The organism is Gottfriedia sp. NPDC056225, assembly GCF_042267765.1.
Lineage (GTDB): Bacteria > Bacillota > Bacilli > Bacillales > Bacillaceae_G > Gottfriedia.
In genome coordinates this window covers 47328-69629 of record NZ_JBHJTJ010000025.1, presented here as the reverse complement: position 1 = coordinate 69629, position 22302 = coordinate 47328, and the positions used below count along the sequence as shown (strand labels likewise).

22 protein-coding genes are annotated in these 22302 nt (G+C 34.5%); 2 read left to right on the top strand and 20 right to left on the bottom strand.

Going from position 1 to position 22302, the window contains the following annotated elements:
• Positions 1-339: 339 nt before the first annotated feature.
• Entirely contained in the window at positions 340-516 is a 177-nt protein-coding gene (locus ACFCYN_RS16305; RefSeq protein WP_172446652.1) for a hypothetical protein, read from the bottom strand.
• 166 nt (positions 517-682) lie between these two features.
• Between ACFCYN_RS16305 and pdaB the strand changes: the two genes are divergently transcribed.
• A complete protein-coding gene (gene pdaB, locus ACFCYN_RS16300) occupies positions 683-1450 on the top strand; it encodes a polysaccharide deacetylase family sporulation protein PdaB (protein ID WP_172446651.1) in 768 nt (255 codons plus the stop codon).
• A 186-nt stretch (positions 1451-1636) separates the two neighbouring features.
• Here pdaB and ACFCYN_RS16295 read toward each other — a convergent pair whose 3' ends face one another.
• From ACFCYN_RS16295 to ACFCYN_RS16280, 4 genes are all read right to left on the bottom strand, one after another.
• Positions 1637-2224 carry a KinB-signaling pathway activation protein gene (locus ACFCYN_RS16295; protein WP_172446650.1) on the bottom strand — a complete coding sequence of 196 codons (588 nt, stop codon included), beginning with the start codon at positions 2222-2224 and terminating at the stop codon, positions 1637-1639.
• A gap of 183 nt (positions 2225-2407) precedes the next feature.
• A complete protein-coding gene (locus ACFCYN_RS16290) occupies positions 2408-3475 on the bottom strand; it encodes an Mrp/NBP35 family ATP-binding protein (RefSeq protein ID WP_375950337.1) in 1068 nt (355 codons plus the stop codon).
• A gap of 318 nt (positions 3476-3793) precedes the next feature.
• On the bottom strand, positions 3794-4504 hold the full coding sequence (cwlD, locus tag ACFCYN_RS16285) for an N-acetylmuramoyl-L-alanine amidase CwlD (RefSeq protein ID WP_172446648.1): 711 nt from the start codon (positions 4502-4504) through the stop codon (positions 3794-3796).
• Positions 4505-4561: 57 nt separating this feature from the next.
• The gene (locus ACFCYN_RS16280; protein WP_098121883.1) at positions 4562-4993 is read right to left on the bottom strand and encodes a DUF2521 family protein; all 432 of its coding nucleotides are present in this window, start codon (positions 4991-4993) and stop codon (positions 4562-4564) included.
• A gap of 258 nt (positions 4994-5251) precedes the next feature.
• Here ACFCYN_RS16280 and ACFCYN_RS16275 point away from each other — a divergent pair.
• Positions 5252-6414, top strand: a protein-coding gene (locus ACFCYN_RS16275; protein WP_375950334.1) for an IS3 family transposase whose coding sequence is annotated in 2 segments (ribosomal slippage) — positions 5252-5510 and positions 5510-6414 — 1164 coding nt in all. Because the reading frame shifts where the segments join, the coding sequence is not laid out codon by codon here.
• A 53-nt stretch (positions 6415-6467) separates the two neighbouring features.
• Here the strand turns inward: ACFCYN_RS16275 and ACFCYN_RS16270 are convergent.
• The 15 genes from ACFCYN_RS16270 to ACFCYN_RS16200 all read right to left on the bottom strand — a co-directional run.
• Positions 6468-7736, bottom strand: coding sequence for a saccharopine dehydrogenase family protein (locus ACFCYN_RS16270; RefSeq protein ID WP_375950333.1), 1269 nt, complete (start codon positions 7734-7736; stop codon positions 6468-6470).
• 164 nt (positions 7737-7900) lie between these two features.
• Positions 7901-9226, bottom strand: coding sequence for a phage portal protein (locus tag ACFCYN_RS16265; RefSeq protein ID WP_375950331.1), 1326 nt, complete (start codon positions 9224-9226; stop codon positions 7901-7903).
• Positions 9227-9406: 180 nt separating this feature from the next.
• The gene (locus tag ACFCYN_RS16260) at positions 9407-10342 is read right to left on the bottom strand and encodes a response regulator (protein ID WP_375950330.1); all 936 of its coding nucleotides are present in this window, start codon (positions 10340-10342) and stop codon (positions 9407-9409) included.
• 5 nt (positions 10343-10347) lie between these two features.
• Entirely contained in the window at positions 10348-11643 is a 1296-nt protein-coding gene (locus ACFCYN_RS16255; protein WP_375950338.1) for an ATP-binding protein, read from the bottom strand.
• 122 nt (positions 11644-11765) lie between these two features.
• Entirely contained in the window at positions 11766-13460 is a 1695-nt protein-coding gene (locus ACFCYN_RS16250) for an NAD-dependent malic enzyme (RefSeq protein WP_172446644.1), read from the bottom strand.
• A 215-nt stretch (positions 13461-13675) separates the two neighbouring features.
• Entirely contained in the window at positions 13676-15112 is a 1437-nt protein-coding gene (gene aspA / locus ACFCYN_RS16245; protein WP_172446643.1) for an aspartate ammonia-lyase, read from the bottom strand.
• 17 nt (positions 15113-15129) lie between these two features.
• Positions 15130-16401: a cation:dicarboxylate symporter family transporter gene (locus ACFCYN_RS16240; protein WP_172446642.1), complete on the bottom strand. Its 1272-nt coding sequence runs from the start codon at positions 16399-16401 to the stop codon at positions 15130-15132.
• Between the two features lie 280 nt (positions 16402-16681).
• A complete protein-coding gene (rpsI, locus tag ACFCYN_RS16235) occupies positions 16682-17074 on the bottom strand; it encodes a 30S ribosomal protein S9 (RefSeq protein WP_056467505.1) in 393 nt (130 codons plus the stop codon).
• A 21-nt stretch (positions 17075-17095) separates the two neighbouring features.
• Positions 17096-17533, bottom strand: coding sequence for a 50S ribosomal protein L13 (gene rplM / locus ACFCYN_RS16230; RefSeq protein ID WP_098121876.1), 438 nt, complete (start codon positions 17531-17533; stop codon positions 17096-17098).
• A 157-nt stretch (positions 17534-17690) separates the two neighbouring features.
• On the bottom strand, positions 17691-18434 hold the full coding sequence (gene truA / locus ACFCYN_RS16225; RefSeq protein ID WP_172446641.1) for a tRNA pseudouridine(38-40) synthase TruA: 744 nt from the start codon (positions 18432-18434) through the stop codon (positions 17691-17693).
• Between the two features lie 16 nt (positions 18435-18450).
• Positions 18451-19245, bottom strand: coding sequence for a cobalt ECF transporter T component CbiQ (gene cbiQ, locus ACFCYN_RS16220; protein ID WP_172446640.1), 795 nt, complete (start codon positions 19243-19245; stop codon positions 18451-18453).
• Positions 19242-20108: an energy-coupling factor ABC transporter ATP-binding protein gene (locus ACFCYN_RS16215; protein WP_375950327.1), complete on the bottom strand. Its 867-nt coding sequence runs from the start codon at positions 20106-20108 to the stop codon at positions 19242-19244. The genes cbiQ and ACFCYN_RS16215 overlap by 4 nt, the downstream gene beginning before the upstream one ends.
• Positions 20084-20926 carry an energy-coupling factor ABC transporter ATP-binding protein gene (locus ACFCYN_RS16210; RefSeq protein WP_172446638.1) on the bottom strand — a complete coding sequence of 281 codons (843 nt, stop codon included), beginning with the start codon at positions 20924-20926 and terminating at the stop codon, positions 20084-20086. The genes ACFCYN_RS16215 and ACFCYN_RS16210 overlap by 25 nt, the downstream gene beginning before the upstream one ends.
• A gap of 113 nt (positions 20927-21039) precedes the next feature.
• On the bottom strand, positions 21040-21402 hold the full coding sequence (gene rplQ, locus ACFCYN_RS16205) for a 50S ribosomal protein L17 (RefSeq protein ID WP_098121871.1): 363 nt from the start codon (positions 21400-21402) through the stop codon (positions 21040-21042).
• An 84-nt stretch (positions 21403-21486) separates the two neighbouring features.
• Positions 21487-22302 (bottom strand): DNA-directed RNA polymerase subunit alpha (locus ACFCYN_RS16200; RefSeq protein WP_375950326.1); only part of this gene is annotated, 816 nt, incomplete at its 5' end.

Genomic DNA, 22302 nt, shown 5'->3' with positions numbered 1-22302 from the left:
ACTCTCCATAAAAGTTAAGTTTAAATCTTGTATTGCTCAAAAAACTAATAATTGACGTTTACTTCATGTTTTGTTTAGTTTTCAAAGTTCATTTTCTATCGCTCAGAAGCGACTTTTTAATATTACCATCTGGCAATAATGCCTGTCAACATTTTTTAAAAATTCTTTTTTAAATTAAGTTAACCAAGTCGTTGTCGCTGAGGACAAGAAATAATATAACACGTATCCGATTAAATCGTCAATACAAATTATGATATTTTTTATATTTTTTATCTCTACCATCAAATACTCTCTATAGTATACATAAAAAACAGGCCCTATCATCCTTTAAGTATCCTCTCATAACGGAAGTCTACAATAAATTTCATATAAGATTTTCTTCTTCTTGAGCATTTCACTTTTAACCCAATCATTTACTTCATTTGACGATAACTCTTTATCTAACTCATAAAGCGAACGTATGATAAGCGATTCGATTTCTAACACATGTTCCTTATTAAGTAGCATCCCAAACATAAGATCACTCCGAGAAAACTTCTATTCATTAACAAGTTTGTTAATCCAGCAGAAATTTTTATTGTTCTAATACTTTAAACATTTAATAATTTTGTTTTAAAGCATACAAGCCTACTAAATCTCATATCCTTAATATAAGAACTTGGACAAGAAAGAAGGCGATTTTATGCTTTTTTACTTTTACATCACCTCAAAAAGGAAATTAAAGCAACTATCCTTAATTACTATTATTGCATTTTTCACAGCTTGCTTAGTTTATATACAAGCACCTAAAACATTTTCAACATTTTCAACTAATAAAGGTCCAATGGCAATTTATAAAGGTGATACCTCCAAAAAAAATGTTGCTCTTACGTTCGATATTAGCTGGGGAGATGAGAACGTACTGAAAGTGTTAGACGTTTTACGAAATCAAAGAATCACGAATGCTACCTTTTTCTTATCCGCATCTTGGGCAGAGAGACATCCGGACATTGTGCAAACAATTGTAAAACAAGGCCATGAAATTGGAACACTTGGATACCGGTATAAAAGCTATACTCAATTAAACCCAGTAGAAATGCAGAGGGACTTAAATTACTCAGCAGAAGTATTTACTCGATTAGGCATAAAAGACGTTAAATTATTTAGACCACCTAATGGCGAATATAATAAAGAAGTGATTAAAATTGCTAATCGGAATAATCTTTCTGTCATTCATTGGAGTGTTAATACTGATGATTGGAGAAACCCGGGAACAAATAAAATTGTTCAAAGCGTAGAAAAAAATGCTGATTCTGGAGACATCATTCTCCTTCATGCAAGTGATTCTGCACTGCAAACACCGAAAGCACTACCATTAATTTGGTCTTATTTAAAAGATGAAGGGTATAAAAGCGTAACTGTTTCTCAAATGATATCCAATACTAAAACAAGTATCAAAATTGTAAAATAAATAGATGATGTCCCAAAAATGTATCATTTTAGGGACATCATCTTTTTTTATTTGAAATAAGAATCGTCTGTGAGTCAGTTAAACTGACTTCTAGGACGGCCTCTGTTAGTTTGCTTTAGTTTTCAGATTGATTGTAAACTTTTATCTTTAAAGCATGCGAAGTAATGTAATAAACTCAGTCCTAAATTATTTTTTTACTATTTTGTGTAAAGATAATAACTGATACGTGTTACATACAAATAAAGGTACTAGCATTAATATTAACCAAGAAAGTTCATTCTGCCTTAATGCAGGGAACCATTCAACAATTGTTACAACGATCATAAAAAATAGGGCAGGTATAAATGCTCCATTGTTTGTTTCTTTGATTTTTTTATAGGCAACAAACAGGCTAGCTATTAAAAGAACTATTGGGAATATTAAATATCCTGTAAGAGCTTCTCCGTGTGCATATTCTTTATATCGAAAATATGCCAGATCAAATAAGGCTAGTACAATCAAAATAATTTGAACTGGATTCCATAATGACTTAAATAAACCTAACCCGAAACGATGAATTGTTAAGTAGGCAAAGAATCCCATCTGACTAACAGCGCTGAATACTAATCCTAATATAAATAAAAAAGATACTTCAACTAATAATTTTCCAATTCTAACATCTTGAACGTAACTTAAATACTCTTTATACCCATAAAGAATACCTGTAATAATTGTTGCAATTCCTCCAACTAGTAACGTTGTTAAAAATAATCGAACCCATTTCCGACTCGTCATTCTATTCCTAATCCCCCATGTCCACAAAGTAATTCCGATTTTTTCTAAATAAATCATTCATATAAAACTTTATTAACTTTTTAAACCACATAAATACCCTAATAATTCATTTCTATATCAGTCAAGGCTAAAAATACAGCCATTACTAATAAAACAAGCAATAAATTAAAAGGGTATTGTCTATTATTTAGTTAATATGATTTTTTCGACTACTTGTTCTGCAATCGTAGTATAGATTTTTCCAGTCGGGTGGTCTTTATCATAAATTGAAGGTGCAAAGTCCGCTTCATCCCAATCCGGTTGTAGTAAAGGTAATTGTCCTAATAAGGTTGTTTGAAGCTCTTTTGCAAGTCTTTCTCCTCCACCTTTACCAAAAACATACTCTTTTTCTCCAGTTTTTTTACTTTCAAAATAACTCATATTTTCTACAACACCAATAATTTCATGGTTTGTTTTTAATGCCATAACTCCCGCTCTTGCTGCAACAATTGACGCTGTAGGGTGTGGAGTTGTAACAATAATTTCCTTACAAGATGGTAACATACTATGCACGTCTAGTGCTACGTCACCAGTACCTGGTGGTAGATCTAGTAATAAATAGTCTAAATCTCCCCATTCAACTTCCGTGAAGAACTGCTGTAGCATTTTACCAAGCATTGGACCTCTCCAAATAATCGGCGAATTATCTTCAACAAAAAATCCCATTGAAATTACTTTTACTCCAAATCGATCAACTGGTATAATGCGCTCCCCTCTGATCACTGGTCTTGTCGTAATTCCCATCATATCAGGTACACTAAAGCCATAAATATCAGCATCAATGATTCCTACTTTTTTGCCTAATCTTGCTAAAGCAACTGCTAAGTTCACAGAAACAGTAGATTTTCCTACCCCACCTTTTCCACTAGCAATTGCTAAAAATTGTACTTTTTTATTATCTAATAATGAAAGCGTTGAGTGTGCATCGTCATCACTTGTTTCTACAAACTGACTTTTTTCTTCTTCTGTAAATTCAGTAAAACGAATTCCTACTGTATCTGCACCATTTTGCTTTAATAATTGAACAATTTGCGTTTGAATTTGCATCTGTTCTGCACTACCTGTTTTTAATAAAGCAATTTTAACGCTTACATGTTTCTTTTCATCTTTTATCGAAATTTCTTTAACTGCATCTAATTCTAATAATGATTTATTTAAAAATGGCTCATTAATTGTACCTAAAAGTGATAATACTTGTTCATTGGTAAGCATATTTACACCTCGTTATCTTAATATACTAAATAGTATAACACATGTATCTTAGTTAGTCTTAAGTAACATTCTTAGATAAAGAAAACTCGCTCATTGGTGAACATTTTAAGCGAAGGCAGCTCGATCCTTAAAGTGAATACTACATCGATATTTCTTCACCACTGCCCCCATTTATCCTTAATGTAAAAAATGAAAACCACCGAATAATTCGGCGGTTCTAACCTTAGACAAGTCCAAAAAATATAATCTTTTCAATTCTTTTTTAGAAACTGATCTTGAAAACCATGAAGTCTGAGGAATTTTATCATACACCACTCGTTAATTCGGCGGGTCATTTTTATCAGTGTAATATCGTATGACTCCTCTATAGATTGCTGCAGCAAGTTTATCTTGATATGCTTCATCTCTTAATTGCTGGCTCTCTTCATAGTTCGATAAAAAGCCTACTTCAACAAGCGCACCTGGAACTTTGGCATATTTCATTAAGTAAACATGATTAATAATTTTAGCTAATCGATGCGTATTATTTAAACTATCCCTTAGTTCTGCTTGAACGTATTTTGCAAACCGCTCATTTTCGATTAATGAACCATAGTAAAATGTTTGAGCACCTTTAGATGATGTTCTTGGTAAGGAATTTAAATGAATTGATATGTATAGGTCTGCGTTCGATCCATTAATTATATCTACTCTTTTTCTTAAATCAACGCTTTTTCTTCTACTGTATCCTTTCATTCCTTCCTCTGCTAGATCATAATCACCATCCCTTGTCATAATAACTGTAGCTCCTTGGCCTTGTAAATAATCCCTTAGTTTATTTGTTATGGATAATGCAACAACTTTTTCAATAACATCTCCACCTGAGGCTCCTCCGTCTGGTCCACCGTGCCCGGCATCTAAAACGATAACTTTTCCATCTAATGGTAGTCCTCTAAAATTCCAGGTTTTTGAAGTCCTCTGTAATAAAGGTATACATAATATCAAAAAAACAAAGGTTACAATGATTATGATTAAATGCCATCTTTTCATTTCTTCCCCCCTGATTGTCCTATAAAAAATATATGGGACAACTAGGAAGAATATGACTTACTTTGATAAACGAAGTTTGTGTCTTCTTTCCCCTTTTACATAACCATCTAACCACCAGTTATTTAAAAAGGATTTGCATTGATTAAATGGTTCAGTTTGGATATCATCCTTACGGCCAAATACTGAAGAATAAAATAAATAAGCTAACCATTCGGATTCCTTTGCTGATCTTTTTTTTACGTTTTCTATTGGTTCACCATAAAAACCAAAGCGACTATATCTTGCACCAAGTAAGTATGTCTCTACTGCTAATTCTAAACAGTAGTCCTCTCGTGCTTTTCTTTGGTTACTATCTGCATCTATAAAGTATGAAAATGAATCCTTTAATTGGGATTTTAACTGCATTATTCTTAATTCTTTTAATAAGCATTTTTCAAATTTAATTTGCTTATCTCTTCTTTTTTCTCGGAAATTTGTTATAAGATTCATGTTGAAACCTCCCCGTAGCCATAGTCTAAGACGAAAGGGGTTTGTTCATTCAAAAACTACATACTTAATTTCTTCCATAAAAAAATAATAATTTTCATAAAAAACACCGTTTTTATAAAATAGAAAAATTTTGTTGTAAACAATATAAAAAAGAGGGATCCATTATTCCCCTCTTGGTATCATCCCCTACAGGTAGACAGTAAAAAAAGAGAACATGATATGATGTTCTTAACTGTTTATCTGAGAGGGGATTTTTTTATGGCGAAAAAAGGACAAACATTTACTACCTATACAGAAGAGGTAAAAAAAGAAGTAGCACGTTTAAAGCTAGAGGAAGGCTGGTCCTATCGTAAACTTCGCGAAAGATTTGGAATTAAAAGTGATGCTCAAATAGCTCAATGGGTTCGTAAAGTTCAAAATGGAGAACCGTTCGAAGATCAACGTGGAGTATGGAATAAGAAGCATTTTACTAGCGTTGAAGAGGAAATTAGTTACTTGAAAGCTCAGGTAGAATACTTAAAAAAGCGCAATCCAAATCTTCATGGAAAGGAATGGTCTTAAAAGCTAAACGCTTTGAGATAATCAATCAACTTCGAAGTTTTCATCCTTTAAAATGGCTATTAAAAATAGGCGAAGTATCAAAAGCTGGCTACTACAAATGGCGAAAAAGTCATTCTAATCGGTTAGTTAAAATGGATGAAGAATTAGTATTAAAAGAACATATCTTAGCTATTTATAAAATTCATCCTTACTTTGGGTATAAACGAATGACAAAAGCCTTAAAGCGAGAAGGAATTCTAATCAATCATAAACGTGTTCGACGCATGATGCGAGATTTAGGAATTCGTTCAGTCATTCGAAAAAAGCGTCCTTACTACGGTAAACGCGGTTCGGTCGTTTTTCCAAATGTCCTAAACCGACAATTTAGTGCAGAAAAGCCATATCAAAAGCTAGTAACAGACATTACTTATGTGCGAACTGGAGATACTTTTATCTATTTATCATCAATTTTAGATCTATATAATAACGAAATAGTAGCCTGGAAACTTTCAGAAAGAAATGACCTAGAATTGGTGTTGAACACACTTAATCAATTGGAAAATAAACCATTTTCACAAGATGCATTAATTCATTCAGATCAAGGTTTTCAGTACACAACTCCAACTTATAAAAAGGAAGTTACAGAAAAAATAAAAATTCAAGGAAGTCATTCTAGAAGAGGTAACTGTTACGATAATGCTTGTATCGAGAGCTTCTTTTCTCATTTAAAAACGGAAAAGTTGTATTTGGTGAACCCAAAGGACAAGGCGGAAGCAGCAAAGGCAATTCATGAATATATTCATTTTTATAACAATGATCGTTTCCAGGAAAAATTAAACGACCTTTCCCCGATAGAATATCGTGAAAAGGCCGCAGCTTAATATACTCTTTTTTTCATTGTCTACTTGACAGGGCTATGTGCATCTTTCAACTTTTAATTATTATATGACTTCATTCTTTGTAAAAGTAAGCCATCACTGTTTTTATTTTCTCCATATACGAACTGAGGCATATGGTATTTTAGATATTTTCCATATTGGCTACTCGTATTTAATAATAATTCGTCTACAAAGTAAGCACCATTTTCGACAGTATCCAAAAATAAACTTGCAACTCCTGCATATACTCCACAAGCTACTTGAAGATAAGTTGCATTTGTACCATACCCCGCGAAGGAATCTTTGTTATTCATTACATTATAGATGTAACGCTCTTTATTTTCATACACAAGTAAAACCCCAACTAGGTCTTCTCCTACTAACGGAGCTGTTGAAGGATCTAGAAGCTTTTTATCAAAACCCATTATTTCATCAGTATTTTTTAAATTATTTCTAATTAAATTTGTTGTATGCTCATTAACGCGATAAACAAAACCACTTTCTAAATTGAATAGTTTTCCGATTATAAATACTTCTTCATGTGGCATAAGACAACCGTAGAAAACTTTTTCTCCTAATTTAACTTTAAACTCAACTGAATAAACATCATCGTAAAGGAAGATTGGGATATTTTGTTTAACAAACATAGGAAAGCTTGTAACTGCTTCTTCTAGGAAGCAATCTGGGGACCAAGTGGTATAAATTGTTTCTTTTTGAGCTAACGAAGGGTTTTCATAAAAAGAATTATCATGTTCAACAATATAACATGCAAGAGGCTTTTCAGAAGGAAATTGGTTCATTAAATCAATTGCCATCCATTGGACAATCCCTGGATTCATGCCTGAACCAATAATTGCTGTAGTATTTTTAAACTTTCTTTTATTTTCCTCGAAAATGCGTATACGTTCCTTAAGGGGGAAACCGGAACTAATACTTTCATCTTCATCTACTATGTCACTTTCTAAAGCGGTATTTACATACTTAACGCCAAAGTCATTACAACAACGCAACATTTCAACGGAATCCGCTCTAGAAACATCTACTACAAGTACTGTTTTACTTTCTATAAGATGTTTTTTCATTAATTCAATATTATTAACATTCATCTCATGAAATGTAACCTTTTTAATTAGGTTGGGGATAATCCTCTCAAAGTATGGTAAGTCTCTTTGCTTTAAATCAATCAAATGAAACCTGGCATTTTTCATCGTCTCGTGAATAGGATCATTTGGATCCTCCACTGCCTTATTAAATATAGAAAGTACTGCTTTTGCTACTCCCCCAGAACTACCTAAAAGGGTAATAATCGCATCTTTTTCCAACATATAAACAACTCCATGAATTATTGGTTTAATTTTAGCTATTACTTTACTATATGAATCAATAGGAAAAGTGTTCGGACAAGTATCCTTACCGTATAGCTATGTCAGATATGTGTTGAAAAAAAAAAGCCTAACTAATTATTAGTTAAAAGCTCTATTTTTGATTATTAATTGTTTTTATCGTCGGTTTCTGTTTTTTCTAAAAGTTTTTTCTGTTGTTCCATACAAAATTCTCTAAACTGTTTGCATTCTTCTCTACATTCTTCTCTACATCTTTCAATTTCTTCTTCACGTTTCTTTTCTCGTTCAACACGCAATTCGAACTCCCTGTCTCTTTCTTTTTGATCAATTGGAGCAATAGTTGTATTAAGAAGTGGTACCTCTCCTCTCTGGATTGGTCCGATTCCCATTATAGAACGCCACTCATCAGGAGTTAAAGATGCTCGATCAACCATAACAGAAAACGCTAATTTCGTTGTTAGTGATGCAAATTCTAAGTTAGACGCTTCAAATACTATACGATTACCGTTTGCTCGTTCAACAGGCGTAAAGAATTTACGTGTAAATTCATTGTTTAGCTGAATGACCAATGGATTAATTACCGTCTCATTGTACGTATTCCATTCATTTTCATTAAAAAGACTTTGAACTATTCTCTCATTCGTATTAAAAAAACTGTAGATTCTTCTTATTGCATCATTTGTTCTTTGAGCCTCTGGCGCATAAGTACTTATGGGCACTTGTTGTAAACTATACGTCGGCTCTGAAAATCCTGCCTTTACTCCATCACCAGTATATTTCATATAATTATTTACGAATTCATTCGTATTTTTTATCATCTCTTCTTGATCTAGCACTTCTTTAAAGTTTAATAACCAATTTATAAAACGATTGTTACTTACATTTTGAACGATACTATCATCTACGGAATCAATCACTTCTAATAATGGCAGTAAAGGATCATATGGGGGTGTTCCAAACAGATCATTACTGTTAAAATCCTGTCTTAAATGAATGATATCGCTATAAGGTAAAATTAGTACATTTTTGTTTTTGAAAGTGAATTTTAAAAAGATTAACCCTTGATTATTTTCTAGCACTTCAACAGTAGTACAAGGAATGGGAAAGAGAGCAATAGGATAGCCAAAGTCATTTCTTTTTATAAAAGCAAAAGCATTACTATTCAAATCAAGCTGGGTTACCATTTTCTCTAAAAGTAATTGCAAAGACATAAATGGATTCGGTTCTTGAAGTACATTAAAAACCCACGGGTCTGGATTAATCTTGCACTCTTTATTATTTTCTCTGACATGAGTTACTTTTAGTTTTCCTATTGCATTAGCTTTCGGTCTAATACACGCCCGGATCACATCATTTTTAAACAATGTATTTCCTAAAGTTAATTGGCCTTCCCCATCATCATTTAATAACTCAAAAGTACTAGTACTTGATTGAAAATTCATTTTCCCCATTATCCAATCGACTAAGCCCAATTTAAATCACCCCTAACATAGAAGGCCGCATACAGAAATGATTAAGGTATAATATTTTATTCTTATAAAAATCTTCTATGCTACAAATAGGGGATGAATTATTAGATTTTTTTAATTTAATTTGTTCTTAATAAAAAAACCCTCATCAAAATGATTAAGGGGTAAATGTAGACTCATTTTTTAATATCTTTCAATTAAAAGTTGTTTTGATTCAAAGTATAATACCTGTATAAATTTCTTGGCATTAATTCGTGTGTGTGTTGTAGAAGAAGTAACCGATACTTGTTTTAATTCACTCATTCTTTGTCGTACCGTTTCAAAATCAAAAAATTTTGAGGCGTAATTCTCAAATTTAGGATTCGCATAATCAGTAAGGCCAATGGACGCCATATGGTTTAATGATTGATAAATCGCCCTACGAACTCGCTGTTCTGACGATTTCCTTTCTCGCTCTACCTCTTCTTGTGAATTCATAATTCCAAGCTTTTTTAAACTGACGTGAGTATATATATCTTTTAAGGTTGGAAATCCAGCATCTAATCCAAAACTCGTCTCATACTCATATAAATAATTGACGATATCAAGTAAATCCTTGCTTCCATTTTCCCCAGCGATCCCAAGCTCGGATAATAAGACTTGTACCCAATCAGTGATTTTCTTTTTATCGGAGTTCGGTCTATAATTCGTCATCGAATGAACATCAAAAACATTACTTAGTGATCTTTGAATATCATGGATTGACCGCTCTAATCGAATTCGCTCCATGACTTTTCTGACCACTGAAATCACTTCAACCTTGTTCAGTGGCTTAGTAATGTAATATTCGATACCAAGTGAGTATGCTTCGCCAATTAATTCTTTAGACTCCACTTGAGAAATCATTATTATTTTTCCTTTAAATGAAGGACCTAATCTCCTAATCGTTTCGATACCATCCTGTATGGGCATTAATAAATCGATAAATAATATATCAACTTGGTTTATTTCCAATGTATTTGTATCTAAAAAAGAACCATCTTCTGCCTCTGCAACAACTTCTCCTAATTCTTCGTCTTCTATAATTTGGGATAACATAGATCGAAAGACTTCATCATCATCTGTGATATAAAAATTCACCAAGCTCACCCTTTCTCGACAAGACTTCCAATAGGCAATCGAATCGTGAAAATGCATTCACTCTCTTTTTGATGGAGAGTTACTTCTCCTCCTAATTCTTCTGCCATTTCTTTAATATAAGATAACCCAATTCCCGTAGATGGGGTTCCATCCTCTTTATATTTTGAAGTGAATCCTGGTTTAAAAATAAGTTTCGTATTTTTTGATGGGATTCCTGGGCCATTATCAATCACGCTACATTTAATCCAATGATCTTCTTTTTCGATTGATATGAGAATGGTCCCTTCAAATTCTATTGCTTCGACTGCATTCGCAACTAAATTATTTATAAATGATAGCATTAGATAAATATGATATTTTGGATGTTCTCCTGTAATTTGCGACACAAACTCAATTTTTTTACCTAACATACCAGCATATTTTTGATTGATTCTAATAATCATTGTTGCTAAATCATTTACCCCCATATATTCAGGCAAACTTTCACTCGTAATTAATTTAGAGAGTCCAGCAAAAATTCTTTGATTATCCTTCTTAATTTCATGTACTTCTCCAGCAATTCTTAAAGCCTTGCTCCCCCACTCCTCAATAGGGACTTCTAACTCATGTTTATACTTATTCATGTTTCTATATAAATTGTAAGATTCTTTCGTTATTGTTTCTGCATTTTGAAGCGTCTTTCTTAAGTAAGCAGACTCTACATACAAATTAGATAAATGCATAAGCATATTCTCATTTTCTTTTCGAGTTTGTGACTCCTTTAGCCTTAATTCGTAAAGCTTCATCATATTGATAAAAGCCAATACAAAAAAACTTCTAAACACAGCAATAATTATAATTTTGTTTAATTCTTCTACGTTAAGTGTAGCTCCCATTCCATACAATTGAAGGATTAGTTCAATTAAACTTGAAGTAATCTCAATAGTAATACCAAAAATTCCTATGAGCAATGGGTGTTGGTACCGATTCACCTTTAATAAATAAAATAAAACAGAATAGGAGAAATAATATAGAAAAGTAGGGAATCTAACTGAAAAGGATGAAGTTAAACTAAAATCCGTCAATACGAACCAATCAAGTCCGAAGCGAAATACAAAAACGGATACTCCAATTAATAGACCAAATATAACAGAGTGTATATTCCGAAAGTACAATAATGAAAAGAAGAAAATAGGTGTTCCAAAACTAACTCGAAATATATTATCAAATGGATGAAAATTAAGCTCCCCTGCTATTGGAATAATAACCATCAGTGCAACAACTATCCAGAAATCCTTACTCTCTAGTTCATTAGATTTCAAATCTGTCACTTCCTGATTTTTGCTACTAGTATATCGCCTTGTAGATGCTAACACAATGTTCCTCCGTACTACTAAATGTCATAAGAAAATACAGCTTGATTTCCAAGCTGTATTTAGGTCTTTTATACAGTAACTAATTCTTTGGCTGCTTTAATAGGTCTGTAAGCAGGCTCCCACATTGCGCTTCGTACAGCTTGCTCAATATCATCATGTACTACTCGTGCGACACCATCTGCAACTGCTGCTTTTGCTACTTCAATTGCAACCACTTCTGAAATAGTACGTAGATTCTCGATTTGTGGTAGTAAAGGTGCACCTAACTTACTAACGTCGATCATTTGAGCTACCGCTTCTGCCGCCGCTGCAAACATGCCATCTGTTATTACACTTGCTCGTGAAACATTTGTTCCAAGTCCTAAACCAGGGAAAATAAGAGCATTGTTTGATTGCCCAATTACATAAACAGTTTTGTTATATGTTACAGGAGCGAAAGGACTACCTGTCGCGACTAACGCTCTTCCTTCAGTCCATTTGATTAGATCAGAAGGTTTTGCTTCCGCAAGTGGTGTAGGGTTTGACATTGGTAAAATTACAGGTCTTTCAACATGTGCAGCCATTTCTTTAACAATTTCTTCTGTGAAAGCACCTGCAACAGTTGAAGTACCAATTAATATTGTAGGGTGAACTTGACTAACAACCTCAGCTAAGCTTGCACCTGAATTATTTTCTTTAGCTGGGCGTGCATAAGGTTGTTGGAAGTCGAACAAACCGTCCATATCATCAGCAAGCAAACCATTGCGATCAATACACCAGAAACGACGGTTTGCTGATTCTAACGAAAGACCTTCACGTACCATTGCATCACGTACTTGATCTGCGATTCCAATACCAGCCGCTCCTGAACCGAATACAACTACTCTGTGTTCACTTAATGGGATACCAGATGCGTTTACTGCTGCTAGTACAGCGGCAAGTGATACTGCTCCAGTACCTTGAATATCATCATTGAAAGTACAAACTTGATGACGATACTTATCTAAAATATTTCTTGCATTTTTAGAGCTAAAATCTTCCCAATGTAATAATGCATTTGGATATTTTTCCACAGCCGCATTTACAAACTTATCGATGAATTCATCATAGCGACTATCGCGAATACGAGGATGACGGTTTCCAACATAAAATGGGTTATTTAGTAGCTCTTCACGATCTGTACCGACATCTAATATAACTGGCATTACACGTGCAGGATCGATACCTGCTGCAGCTGTATAAACCGCTAATTTACCAATTGCGATATTAATACCTCCAACTCCCCAGTCACCAATTCCTAATATTCCCTCACCGTCAGTAATAACGATTAAATCAATTTCGTCAGCATTTGCTCCGTAATTATCAAAAACTTGTTCAATACTATCTGCTTCATTGATCGATAGATACAATCCACGAGGTCTTCTATATTCATGACTATAACGCTGAATTGCTAGACCAACTGTCGGTGTATAGACAATCGGAAGCATTTCAGGTAAGTGATCAGTTAATATACGATAAAATAATGTTTCATTACGATCATGTAAAGCTGATAATGTTACATTCTTATGCAAATCAGTAGGCTGTGACGAGAATTGCGCATAAGCTCGTTTAGCTTGCTCCTCCAGTGTTAGTACAGCTGGCGGTAATAATCCTGTTAAACCTAACTCTTTTCGTTCCTCTTGAGTAAATGCAACTCCTTTATTAAGCATTGGCACACCTAATAATTCGGCACCACGCAAGGTAGTCTCTACCTCACCATTCGAACCTACCTTGAATTTATGCATACAATCCCATCCCTTATCTTTTTCTGTTTATATTTATATTTATCTATTTAAGTTAAGTAAAAAAGGGCTTTTCGCCCTTCCCTTTTAAAAATTGTCATTCTGATTGAAAAACACTTGTCTTTCAATAAGCTAAGCCTGTAGAAGCGCAGAGTTACCGTTGAATGGTAACAAGCGCCTCAAACAGGCTAACCAACATTGAATGCTGTCTGAGTGATTTATTGACGCTCTAAAAGAACTGCACCAGCAATACCTGGGTGAGTCATTTCAAATGGGTCTAAAATTAAATCAAGCTCTTCTTCTGATAACACATCATATTTTAAGCAAAGTTCACGAATTGGCTTTCCTGTTAGAATTGCTTCCCTCGCAATTCTTGCAGCAACTTCATAGCCGATATGTGGATTAACAGCTGTGATTAGTCCAACGCTCTTCTCTACATATTCTTTCATTCTGTCTTCATTTGCTTCAATTCCTTTTAAACAGTTATCAGTAAATGCACGGAATGCATTATTCATAATGTTAATTGATTGAAGTAAATTGAAAACTAGTACAGGCTCCATAACATTTAATTCTAATTGTCCTGCTTCTGATGCTAAACAAATTGTATGATCATTACCGATTACTTGGAATGCAACTTGGTTAATTACTTCAGCCATTACAGGATTTACTTTTCCTGGCATAATAGATGAACCTGGTTGACGTGCTGGTAATGAAATTTCACCAAGGCCTGCACGTGGACCAGAAGCCATTAAACGTAAATCATTCGCAATTTTAGACATATTCATCATACATACTTTAAGAGCAGCCGATACTTCTGTGTAAGCGTCAGTGTTTTGAGTAGCATCAACAAGATGCTCAGCTCCAACAAGTGATAAGCCACTAATTTCAGCAAGTTGCTTAACAACAAGTTCAATATAGCGAGGATCAGCATTTAAGCCTGTCCCAACCGCTGTAGCTCCCATATTTACCTCATATAAGTGCTGACGTGATTGTTCGATACGTTTTATATCACGTGCAAGAACTCGAGAATAAGCTTCGAACTCTTGTCCTAAACGAATCGGTACAGCATCTTGTAAGTGAGTACGCCCCATTTTAATAACATGATCAAATTCTTTTGCCTTTAACTCAAATACATCGTTCATATATTTCATCGTATTTAATAATTTATCTAACATATTTAAAGTCGCGATGTGAATTGCAGTTGGAAATGCATCATTTGTAGACTGCGACATATTTACATGGGTGTTTGGACTAATACAGAAATAGTCACCTTTTTCTTTGCCTAAAATTTCAAGCGCACGATTAGCAATAACCTCATTTGCATTCATATTCATTGATGTACCTGCTCCACCTTGAATAGGATCTACAATGAACTGATCATGCCATTTGCCATCAATAATTTCTTGAGCAGCTTCTGCAATTGCATTACCATTTCCCTCATAAAGACGTTTTGTTTCCACATTAGCAAGTGCAGCTGCCTTCTTTACAATTGCTAAAGCCTTAATAAGCTCTTCGTGAATTTTATATCCAGTAATCGGAAAATTTTCAACTGCACGTAATGTTTGGACACCATAGTAGGCATCTGCTGGAATTTCTTTTTCCCCTAAGAAATCTTTTTCAATACGTTTGCTTGGTTTAATTTCAGTAGCCGCCATTTGTTTTTCTCCCATCTTTACGCAACTTTTGATTCCTTATATGAATCAATAAATGCTTGCGCTTTATCTTTATCGTATTCGCCTTCCCATTTAGCCATTGTGATTGCCGCTAATGAGTTTCCTAATACATTTACTGCAGAACGAACCATGTCTAAAATACGGTCAATCCCTGCAATTAATGCGATTCCTTCTAAAGGTAATCCCATTGAACCTAGTGTTGCCAGTACAACTACGAACGATGCACCAGGGACACCGGCCATCCCTTTTGATGTAAGCATTAATACAAATAATAATGTAACCTGCTCCATAAATGTCATGTGTATATTATACATCTGAGCGACAAATAACGCAGCAAGAGCTTGGTAGATAGCCGACCCCGTTAAATTAAACGAATATCCAGTCGGAATAACGAAAGATACGATTGCCTTTGGACAACCCATTTGCTCCATTTTTTTCATAATGTTTGGAAGAACTGCTTCCGAACTTGCAGTTGTAAACGAAAGAATCAGCTCGTCCTTTAAAATCTTAATTAGCGTAAAAATATTCGTCCCTGTCATTTTAGCATTAATACCTAAAATAACAATAGCAAAAAATGCTACAGTTATATAAACAGCTAAAACAAGCTTACCAAGTGGTAATAAGGTACTTACACCGAACTTTGCAACTGTTACTGCAATTAACGCGAATACTCCGATTGGAGCAGTTTTCATAACTTGATTTGTCACCCAAAACATTGCTTCTAATACGCCTTCAAAAAATCCTAAAACAGGCTTTCCTTTTTCTCCGATTGCTGCTACTCCTAAACCGAAAAGAACAGAGAAGAAAATAATCGGTAAAAGATCACCTTGTGCCATCGACTCAAACACATTTTTTGGGAAGATATGAACGATTGTTTCTGCAAAGCCACTTTGTTGTGTTGCAGTTGCTGTTTGTTCATATGCTGAAATGTCACCTTTTTGTAGATGGCTCATGTCTACACCTTTACCAGGATGGAATAAGTTTGCCGCTAACAACCCAACTCCAAGTGCGATAGTCGTAATAATTTCAAAATAAAGAAGTGTCTTTCCCCCAAGTTTTCCTAACTTCTTAATATCCCCTACTCCAGCCACAGCAACTATTAATGCTGAAATAACTATTGGCATAACGATCATTTTAATTAAGTGAATGAAAATATCACCGATTGGCTGAATATACGAAGTGGCCGTTTCATTTCCATATACTAGTGCCCCAACAATAATACCTAATATCAACGCTATAAAAATTTGAGTAGCTAAACCAAATTTTTTCATATATAAATCCCCCTTGTTAACGCTTTCAAACTTTTGGATGAAATACTTACCTAATTCTATATGTAAACCTACAAAACAATACAAAAACCTACAAGGACTTTTGAAATTATTTGAAAAAGTTTCATAAAATGCTTCGGCGATGTATGAATAGGAGGGACAATAAATTGACGAACGTTAGAAAGGACAGAAATCAAGAAAGTCCTAATACTAGTGAAAAGTATTAAAAAATAAAAAAACTCCTGTCCACATTGTGGAAAGGAGTTTTGAACGTATATAAAAATTAACGTTTTGAGAACTGAGGAGCTCTACGTGCACCTTTAAGACCGTATTTTTTACGCTCTTTCATACGTGCATCACGAGTTAATAATCCAGCGCGTTTTAAAGTTCCGCGGTATTCAGGATCAACTTGTAATAAAGCTCTTGAGATACCGTGACGAATTGCACCAGCTTGACCAGTGTATCCACCACCGTTAACGTTTACTAAAATATCATAGCTACCTAAAGTTTCAGTTGCAACAAGTGGTTGTTTAACAACTTCTCTTAATGCAGCGAATGGGATGTAATCTTCAAAATCACGACCGTTAATGATAACGCGTCCTTCGCCAGGAACTAAACGTACACGAGCTACTGAGCTTTTACGACGTCCTGTGCCATAGTATTGTACTTGTGCCATGTGAATGCCCTCCTTTTATAATTATCCGCGAAGTTCGTAAACTTCTGGTTTTTGTGCTTGGTGTGGATGCTCGTTACCAGCATACACGTGTAATTTTTTAACTTGAGCACGTCCAAGACGTCCTTTTGGAAGCATACCTTTAACAGCTAATTCAAGCATTTTAACTGGGTAGTTAGTACGCATTTCTAAAGCTGTACGCTCTTTTAAACCACCAGCATACATTGTGTGACGGTAGTAAATTTTATTGTTTAATTTGTTTCCTGTTAATTCAACTTTCTCAGCATTGATGATGATTACGTTATCACCTGTATCAACGTGTGGTGTGAAAGTTGGTTTGTGCTTACCGCGAAGTAAAGTAGCTACTTCAGTTGCAAGACGACCTAAAGTTTTTCCTTCAGCGTCTACAACGAACCACTTACGTTCAACTTCGCTAGCTTTTGCCATATAAGTTGTGCGCATTCTAATTTCCTCCTAATACAATATACATAAAGTAAAATTGTTTTTATTGTTTATCTATAACACGACTGGTTCCGGGGCTAATCGTGGTTCTTAAAACAATACCGTATTTAATATTAAACTTTCTACCTTCTAATGTCAAGCAAATGTTACACCAGGATTAGTTGTTATAATCAACTTTCCATAAAAATAATCCATTAGGCGGTGAAGTCTTGCCAGCCTTGGCTCGATCGCATGCTAATAATGCGTTTTTCACACTAATTACCTCGCGTTTTCCTTGACCAACTTCAATTAGTGTTCCAACAATTATTCTTACCATATTATATAGAAATCCATTTCCTTCAAGAGCAATGACAATTCCTTGCTCTGATTTATTAATGGTCCCTTTGTATATAGTGCGTACTTTTTCCTTTATATCGGTATTCGCTGCACAAAATGAACTAAAATCATGAGTACCTAATAAAGAATTAAGTGCCTCTTGCATTTTAACAATATCTAGCTCAAATGGGAAAAAATAATGCTGATTTCTTGAAAAAACATTTTCGTCCTTATCATTCCAAATAAAGTATCGATATTCTTTCCGAACAACATCAAATCTAGAATGAAATTTGTCATCAACAATTTCTACCGATTTAATATAAATATCTTTAGGTAGTTGTGCATTTAAGGCTCTCTTCCATGCTTCAGGTAAAAGATTAAATTCACTATCAAAATGAATAACTTGGCCCACTGCGTGTACGCCAGTATCTGTTCTACCTGAGGCATGGATTCTTATAGGGTTCCCTTTATGCATTTTAGTTAGAACTGTTTCAATATCAGTTTGAATGGTTCTCTGGTTTGGTTGAACTTGGTATCCACTAAATAAGGTGCCATCATATGAAATTATACATTTAATTCGATTCATAACTTATCAATCCCCATCACTTACGTAAAAACAATAATAATAAAAATAAAACCAGTAATGCAAGTAAGCATGCTGTATCACGAAAATGCCACTTCATTACCCGAAACTTTGATCGTCCTTCTCCGCCTTGGTAACCTCTAGCTTCCATCGCAACTGCTAAGTCTTCAGCTCGTTTAAATGAATGGATAAATAACGGGACAAGTAATGAGACTAACGCTTTTAATCTGTCTTTTATTGGACCCGATGAGAAATCCACTCCTCTTGATGACTGTGCCTTCATAATCTTTTCGGTCTCTTCCATAAGCGTTGGTATAAATCGCAATGAAATAGACATCATTAAAGCCATTTCATGCACTGGTAGACCAAATCTCTTAAAAGGGTTAAATAATGACTCTAGCCCATCAGTAATTTCGATTGGATTTGTTGTTAATGTCAGTAAAGTTGTAATTGAAACTAAAAGAAAAAATCTCGCCGATATATAAATCCCTTGGATAATACCTTCTTTATGGATTTCAATCCAACCGAAATGATAAATTAAAGGTCCTTCTTTATTTGTAAACACATGCAATAAAAACGTAAATGCTGCTAACAACCAAATTGCTCTTAATCCTTTTAAATAATAATTAAGCGGTACTCTCGAAAGTGATACTGTGATAATCGAGAATAGTAATAAAACACCGTAAGTAACAAAATTATTTGCAAAGAAAACAATAAATATAAATAAAAACATTGTTAGAAGTTTTGCTCTAGCATCTAGACGATGAATGAGTGAATCGATTGGTATATATTTTCCGATTATTAGACTATTCATGTTGTTTCCCCATTATAAAGACTCGCTATATAATCAGCGAGTTGTTCTATTGTTAAGCTTGTTGCTTTTTCGTTAATACCTAATTTTTGATTTAACTCTTGATGGAATTTTAAAGAAAGTGGTATTTGTAAGCCAATTTCCTCTAATTCACTTTCGAATGAAAATACTTCTAAAGGACTTCCCTTTAAGTATGTAGTACCTTTTTGAAGCACATGGATCGTATCAGCATACCTTGCTGCATCTTCCATGCTATGGGTCACTAAAATGATCGTAAGCCCCTTTTCTTTGTGTAACTCATAAAACATATCCATTAAAGCCTTTTGGCCACTAGGATCAAGTCCAGCAGTCGGTTCATCTAATACAAGTACATCCGGTTCCATTGCTAATACTCCAGCTATGGCAATCCTTCTCATTTGACCACCACTCAGCTCAAATGGTGACTTCATTAAAAAATCTTCACTTAACCCTACTTTATCAATTAAATCCTTTGCTCTTTTTTTGGCTTCGTCTTCAGAAACACCAAAATTCATCGGACCAAAGCAAATATCTTTTTCAACGGTTTCTTCAAACAATTGCTGTTCTGGAAATTGAAATACTAATCCTACTTTTTTTCTTAATGATTTTAAATTTTTGTTTTTCTTATTTGATACAAGGGTTATATCGTCAATTTTGGCGATTCCCTCAGTTGGTTGTAAGAGGCCATTTAAATGTTGCAGAAAGGTAGATTTACCTGAGCCTGTGTGACCAATTACAGCGTAGTAAGACCCATCAGGTATCGTTACATCTATATCGTAAAGAGCACGATGCTCAAAAGGTGTCTTCGGCTGATAAGTATATCCTACTTTTTCAAAAGTAATTTGCATAATTCGCTCACCAAGCTTTCTTGCTCTAGATGGTCTTGTCTCAAAGGTAAACCTTTTTCTATCAATAAATTAGAAAGGTTATTTGTAAAAGGAGATGCTAATCCAAGCGACTCTAGTGAAAACTCTGTCTTTAAAAGCTCTTCTGGAGTGACGCTTTGAACTAAATGACCATCATGCATAATTAAAATACGGTCTGCATGTATAGCTTCTTCTATATCATGTGTAATCGAAATAACTGTCATATTAATTTCCTTATGTAAATTACGAATAGTTTCGATTACTTCTTTTCTTCCAAAGGGATCTAACATTGAAGTAGCTTCATCCAATATTAATATACTAGGCTGAATCGCTAATGATCCTGCTATCGCTACTCTTTGCTTTTGGCCTCCAGAAAGTGAATGTGGTTCATGAAGTTTAAAATCATTCATTTTGACGATATTAAGTACCTCTTCGATGCGACGATCCATTTCTGCTTTATCGACACCATGGTTCTCTAATCCAAATGCTATATCATCAATTACTGTTGTCCCAACAAATTGGTTATCAGGATTTTGAAATACCATCGTTATTTTCTTTCGAACATCCCATATTGTTTGCTCTGATAAGGTAATCTCCTCATCAATCACTATTTGGCCATCTTCGGGTAAAATTAATCCATTTAAAAGTTTTGCTAATGTTGACTTTCCCGACCCATTTCTACCAACGATTGCAATCCATTCATTTTCCTTTATGTTAAATGATACAGAATGAACTGCATTCGATTGTGCCTGTGGGTATTTAAAAGATATGTTATCTACTTTAATACTATCTTTTCTCATTATTTCACCTATAATTTCTCATTGTTTATAGATATATAATAGTCTAAAAGTAAACAGAAAAAAAGGGCAACGACATGTTTACAAGAAACGTCGAGCCCTTTTGTATACGAATATTATACTAATTCGATAACAACCATTGGTGCTGCGTCTCCGCGACGAGGACCAATTTTTGCGATACGAGTGTATCCACCTTGACGCTCAGTGTAACGAGGAGCGATGTCAGCAAATAACTTTTGTAAAGCGTCTTGATTAGTTTCAGCGTTAGCAACTTCATTACGGATGTAAGCAGCAGCTAGACGACGAGCATGTAAATCTCCACGTTTACCTAAAGTAATCATTTTTTCAACAACTGAACGTAATTCTTTCGCACGTGTTTCAGTTGTTTGAATACGTTCGTTAATGATTAAGTCAGTAGCTAAGTCACGTAACATAGCTTTACGTTGTGAGCTAGTACGTCCTAATTTTCTGTATCCCATTTCTAGTTCCCTCCTTTGTAAGTAGTATCAAAATTGGGTCATATAGACATGAAGAGAACGCCTCTCCCTTTATCGAAGCTACAATCAGTCTTCTTTACGTAGGCCTAGACCTAACTCTTCTAACTTATGTTTTACTTCTTCTAAAGACTTACGACCTAAGTTACGTACTTTCATCATGTCTTCTTCTGTCTTATTAGCAAGCTCTTGTACTGTATTAATACCTGCTCGCTTTAAGCAGTTATATGAACGAACAGAAAGATCAAGTTCTTCAATCGTCATTTCAAGGACTTTATCTTTTTTATCTTCTTCTTTTTCGACCATGATTTCTGCATTTTTAGCTTCGTCAGTTAAACCTACAAAAATGTTTAAGTGTTCAGTAAGAATTTTTGAACCAAGTGCGATTGCATCTTTAGGTCCAATGCTTCCGTCAGTCCAAACATCAAGTGTTAACTTATCGAAATTTGAAACCTGTCCCACACGTGTATTTTCAACTTGGTATGTGACACGAGACACTGGAGTGTAAATCGAGTCGATAGGAATAACACCTATTGCTTGATCCTCTCTTTTGTTACCATCTGCAGGGATGTATCCACGTCCACGTCTAGCAGTTAGACGCATACGTAAATGAGCATCTTTAGCAAGAGTTGCAATATGAAGATCTGGATTTAGAACTTCAACATCGCTATCATGCGTAATATCGGCCGCAGTAATTGGTCCTTCTCCGCGTACATCAATTTCTAATGTTTTTTCTTCATCTGAATAAATTTTCAGAGCAAGTTTTTTCACATTAAGAATAATTGTTGTAACGTCTTCTACAACACCTTCAACTGTAGAGAACTCATGTAACACGCCATCAATTTGAATAGCAGTTACAGCGGCACCAGGAAGTGAGGATAAAAG